The following is a 5,528-nucleotide window of genomic DNA, read 5'->3' on the forward strand; positions in this document are numbered from 1 at the left end:
ACTCATGCTGCCAAAAAGCGTCCGAGCGAACTGTCTGGGGGGATGAAACAGCGCGTCGCGATCGCTCGCGCCCTGGCAATTCGCCCCAAACTATTACTCCTCGACGAACCTTTTGGTGCCCTGGATGCCCTCACCCGTGGCGGCTTGCAGGAACAATTGATGCATATTTGCGAAGAAAGCCGCGTGACAGCAGTAATGGTTACTCACGACGTCGATGAAGCCCTATTATTATCCGATCGGGTGGTGATGCTCACGAATGGCCCCGAGTCGCAGATCGGTCAAATCCTGAGAGTCGATTTACCCCGTCCCCGCCGCCGGATGGAAGTGGTCAAACACCTCGACTACTATCCAATGCGCAGCGAAATCATTAATTTTCTCAATCAGCAAAAACGCGTCAAACAACGTCAAGCTAACAAATCAGCAACGACGCTCGTCCCGCAAACTAAAAAAATCGAACAACCGACAGTTAATATCGGCTATATCCCGCTCACTGATGCCGCCCCACTAATTATTGCCAAAGAAAAAGGCTTCTTTGCTAAATATGGGATCGAACAGGTCAACTTCTTCCAGGAGGCCAACTGGGACGCGATTGCCGATCGGGTCGTCGGTGGCGAACTGCAAGCGGCGCAAATGGTGGCCGGAATGCCGCTGGCTCTAACTCTGGGCATGAATGGACGACCCTCGACCCCTATTTCTGTCCCTCTAGTGCTCTCCCGCAATGGCAACGCCATCACCATGAGTACCCAGCTTTACAAAAAAGGCATCCGCACCCTCCAAAACCTCAAAGCGGCCATCAGAACGACGATTATCGAGCGGAAACTGACGATCGGCATCGTTCATGAATGCTCGATGCACAACCTCATGCTGCGCTACTGGCTGGCTGCTGCTGGCATCGACCCCGATACCGATCTCGATCTAATTGTCATTCCGCCTCAAGAAATGGTCGATCGATTGAGAGCGGGTCAAATCGATGGTTTCTGTGTCGGCGAACCCTGGAATAGCCAAGCCGTCCAAGCAGAGATCGGCTTTGTCATTGCCACCGATCTGGATATTTGGGCGGGGAACCCAGAAAAAGTGCTCGGATTCACCGAAGCTTGGGTAGAACAGCATCCCAATACCCATAGCGCGATCGTCCGTGCCATCCTCGAAGCTTGCGAATATTGCGATGAACCCCGCCACCGCAAAGAAATGCTCGCACTCCTATCCCGACACCTAAATATATCCCCTCAAGCCATCAGTCCTGGCTTAATCGGGCCATTCGACAGAGGTGGGAATACCTTGCCTGAAACCCTCCCCCGCTACCACCAATTCCACGTCGAAAATGCCAACTGTCCCCGCCGTGTCGAAGGACTATGGATTCTCACCCAACTCGCTCGCTGGGGCATTACCCCTTTCCCCAAAAACCATATCGAAATTCTCTCCCGAGTCCGGCGGGTAGACCACTTTCTCACCGCTTGCGAACAATTAGGGTATATCGGTATCGAACCCGATCGCGACCCGTTCCAGCTTTTCGACGGTCAGGTATTTAATCCCGATGAGCCTCTGGATTATCTACATAATCAGCCCATTCATCGGGAGTTGGAGGTTAGAAATATTGAATTAGATTAGCTTGAGTTAGGGCGGAGATCTGACCCACCCCGCCCTACGGGCACCCTGTCTTGTCTCGCTGTCTTGACCCAAACACATGCGGAGGGAACCTCCGCGTGATTTGGGTCGCTAAACCGTCGGGAAACAAGGGCGTGCGCGAGCCGCTCCGTTCGCGAAGCGTCTGCCTGCGCAGAGGAGGGGATTCTTCCACGCTAGCTTTTCTAGAGATGACACAGATCTGTAGGTTGGGTTGAGCAACGTGAAACCCAACACACTCACGGATCGATTGTAGGGATGTTGGGTTTCATTCTTCAACCCAACCTACAGATCTAAACACTAAACACCCAACAATCCAGCACCGCCAAACACCCATGCCATTCCTCACCATCGATCGAGTCACCAAAGTCTATCCCACCGCCAACGGCCCCGCCACCATCCTCGATGGCATCGATCTCGATGTCCATGAAGGTGAATTCATCTGCCTGATCGGTCACTCTGGCTGCGGTAAATCCACCCTGCTCAATATGGTGTCTGGCTTTAACACCCCCACCAGCGGCCAAGTCATCCTCCAAGATCGGCTCATTTCCGAACCTGGCCCCGATCGGATGATGGTATTCCAGAATTACTGTCTGTTACCGTGGCTGACTGCCTACGACAACATTTATCTGGCTGTGGATTCTGTTTATCCCACGTACACCGAAGCCCAGAAAAAAGAAATCGTCCGCGAACACCTCAATATGGTCGGCTTGACTGAATCTGCTGGTAAAAAACCCGGACAACTCTCTGGCGGGATGAAACAACGGGTCGCGATCGCCCGTGCGCTAGCTATCAAACCTCAAGTACTGATCTTAGACGAACCTTTCGGCGCGCTCGATGCAATTACCAAGGAAGAACTGCAAGACGAACTCCTGGCAATTTGGCGCGAACATCGCGTGACCGTCCTCATGATTACCCATGATATCGACGAAGCCTTATATCTAGCCGATCGATTAGTGATGATGACCAATGGCCCTGCTGCTAAAATCGGTGAGATTTTAGAGATCCCATTCGATCGACCGCGAGATCGGGAAAAAATTATGGCGAGCGACAAGTATATCGAGCTACGCAACTATGCCCTCGATTTTCTATTCGATCGTTACGCTCATTTAGATGATTAGGCGTTGCTGGATCGAAGTATGAAAAACGGAGAGCGGAGGAAAATGGATCTGACAATTAGCTTAGGTAAGCTGGCATAATAGCTACGAAGATCGGTCAAAATGCTGACAGTAAGGCTGTTAACTCTGGGCAAATTAAGAACATCAAAATTTGCCCCAGAGTAGACGAGAACTGCAACCATGAACCGATTTGTTAATTCCTTCTTGCTAAAACCTCAAGTTGTCCTAGCAGTAGCGATCGCTATCCTGCCTGCGATTGGCACAGATCGGTCTAATGCAGAACCACCATCGCCTACTTCTGCGCCCATCACAACAGTAGCTAAAGTTGCTAAAAGCACAAACCGCAATCCAATCGTTAGCAACAACAATCCTACCTCGACGGTAAATCGTGTTGCCACTCAGGTATCTGCCAAAAGCTTGCCACCGATTGCTGATGTCAATCTTGTGCTGAAGCTGAAAGAACGGAAAGTATATGTTTATAAAGGTAGTCAGATTGTTGCTACTTATCCGGTCGCGATCGGTAAAAAAGGCCGCGAGACACCGACTGGAGAATGGCAAGTGATGGAAACGATCGTCAATCCTGGTTGGACGAATTTTAATACAGGTAAAATGATGTCGCCTGGTAAAAATAATCCACTCGGCTCGCGCTGGATTGGATTCTGGACTGATGGCAAAGATACGATCGGTCTGCATGGCACCAATAAACCTGACTCGATCGGTAAGGCTGTATCTAATGGCTGCGTGCGGATGTACGACAAAGACGTGCAGGCACTCTACCCGCTGATTAAAGTTGGTACGATCGTCAGAGTCGTGGACTAACGTAGACTTTCACAAGAGATCTAATGACGATCTATTCAAACAGTTCGCGTTTATAAAAAAAGGCACTAGTTTTAATAACTAGTGCCTTTAACGATCGTAAGCTCGATCGGTTAAATAATTAATTGCAGGATTAGAATTCCATTTCTGCTGCTTGAACGCGCTCGACTTGTTTTTTCTTGAGGACTAACAAGATTTGAGACAGCATAATCATGAAGACAAATGCCACTAGACCGAGAATTCGATCGGGATTTTGCAAGACGATTTCGATATCTTTTTGACCGAAACCACCGACATTCGGATTGTTAGTAATTGCTTGTCCGGCAGTGACAGCTGTACCTTCAGCAATCAGCAACTCAGGGCCAGCCGGGATTTTATCGACAACTGCATCGCCAGTTGCGGGTTGGATGGTGACTTGAGTGCTACCATCTTCTTGCTTGGCGATCGCCGTGACATTACCAGCAACAGAGGCGTTATAAACACTATTATTGCTTTTCTCACCAGTTGGGTAAACCTGTCCGCGACCGCGATTGCCGCCGACGTGAACTTGGTATTTACCGAAGTAGATCCCTTTTTCGGTTTTGGGGTTGGGAGATAGGACTGGGAAGATGATTTCTTGATATTTATCGCCAGGTAACGGCCCGATAATCACAATATTGTCTTTACCTTCACCGTAAGATTGGAAATATAACCCTTGAGTTTTTTCCTTCAGTTCTGGGGACAGACGGTCTTCAGGAGCGATTTTAAAGCCATCGGGTAGCATGAGCACCGCACCGACATTTAATGGGCCTTTGACGCCATTAGCTGTGACTTGCTGAACGCTTGGGTCGTAGGGAATTCTGACGACAGCTTCAAATACCGTGTCTGGTTTGACCGATTGGGGTACTTCGATTTCAGTAGGCTTGGCAGCCAGGTGACAGTTGGCACAGACAATTTTACCTGTAGCTTCGCGGGGAGATGCTGGGTAAGTCTGTTGCGCCCAGAATGGATAGGCAGCAGCCGATTGGGGCAGAGCGAGATCGTTGGCGAAGATGATGCCGACACTAGCCAGCAGCACGACTAGCGATTTGGTTGCTAACCTCTGGCTGTGTTGCCAGACTTGGCGTAAAGTTAATTTCATAGATTAAGGATGACAGACGAAGAAAATTAAATAATATACAGATTTGTCTAGGCTTTAGGCTTTAGCGAAAAGTGCGGTCTTGGGGTTTCCCCTGTCTTGTCTCACCTTTTTTGACGGGGAACCCGTCCAAAGGTAAGCCGCAAGTGAAGCACCTTTTCAAGACAGGTTTTAGGCTTTAGTTTTCAGGCTTTAGGTTTCACAGATTGAAACTAACCCGTTCTATCCACTATCCACTATTCCCTATTCCCTATTCCCTAATCTACGCCCACCAAGCTGGTTCGTCTGTACGGAAATCAGTTTCAGTCCAAGGTGTCAACGCGATCGTGTCGTTGTCCGTGACGGCAGCATGTGCTAGAGGCAGAGATTTGGGTGCGGGGCCGCGAACCATTTTGCCAGTCTCATCATACTGCGAACCATGGCAGGGGCACATGAATTTGTTTTCGGCCTTGTTCCAAGGTACGACACAACCTAAGTGGGTACAAATAGCGTTGATGCCATAATCGACAATCGTGCCATCACCAATGACGATATAGGTCGGATCGCCTTTCAATCCTTGAGTTAGCTCCCGATCGCCTTTGGTTTTACCAGCAATAAAAGCACTGACTTTAACGTCGTTACCTTTGGCATCTTTGGCCGTAGCACCGCCGCCAGCAGTACCGCTAGCAGGTGGGACGAAGTAGGCGACGAATGGATAGGCAGCACCGAGCACCATCCCAGTAATCGTGCCGAAGGTGAGGAGGTTCATGAATTGGCGACGACCGAGATCTGGTACGTCCGCCGAGTTAGCAAGTTGGGTCATAAACTAAATGATTTTTATCTAACAATGTCTTTGCACAACACTTAGTTGTCAC

The 5,528-nt window shown here is 49.6% G+C and carries 5 protein-coding genes; 3 read left to right on the plus strand and 2 right to left on the minus strand.

What is annotated here, in order from left to right:
- The 3 genes from RMO84_RS05815 to RMO84_RS05825 all read left to right on the plus strand — a co-directional run.
- Positions 1 to 1,608, plus strand: a 1,608-nt coding sequence (locus tag RMO84_RS05815; RefSeq protein ID WP_310487530.1) for an ABC transporter substrate-binding protein, incomplete at its 5' end; no start/stop codon positions are given.
- 350 nt (positions 1,609 to 1,958) lie between these two features.
- A complete protein-coding gene (locus tag RMO84_RS05820; protein ID WP_310487531.1) occupies positions 1,959 to 2,744 on the plus strand; it encodes a nitrate ABC transporter ATP-binding protein in 786 nt (261 codons plus the stop codon).
- Positions 2,745 to 2,921: 177 nt separating this feature from the next.
- The gene (locus RMO84_RS05825) at positions 2,922 to 3,560 is read left to right on the plus strand and encodes a L,D-transpeptidase (protein WP_310487532.1); all 639 of its coding nucleotides are present in this window, start codon (positions 2,922 to 2,924) and stop codon (positions 3,558 to 3,560) included.
- Positions 3,561 to 3,690: 130 nt separating this feature from the next.
- On the opposite strand, the gene petA is transcribed toward RMO84_RS05825, so the two are convergent.
- On the minus strand, positions 3,691 to 4,677 hold the full coding sequence (gene petA, locus RMO84_RS05830; protein ID WP_310487533.1) for a cytochrome f: 987 nt from the start codon (positions 4,675 to 4,677) through the stop codon (positions 3,691 to 3,693).
- Between the two features lie 259 nt (positions 4,678 to 4,936).
- A complete protein-coding gene (petC, locus tag RMO84_RS05835; RefSeq protein ID WP_310487534.1) occupies positions 4,937 to 5,476 on the minus strand; it encodes a cytochrome b6-f complex iron-sulfur subunit in 540 nt (179 codons plus the stop codon).
- Positions 5,477 to 5,528 lie beyond the last annotated feature (52 nt).

This window comes from Chamaesiphon sp. VAR_69_metabat_338, from assembly GCF_031423935.1.
Taxonomy (GTDB): domain Bacteria; phylum Cyanobacteriota; class Cyanobacteriia; order Cyanobacteriales; family Chamaesiphonaceae; genus Chamaesiphon.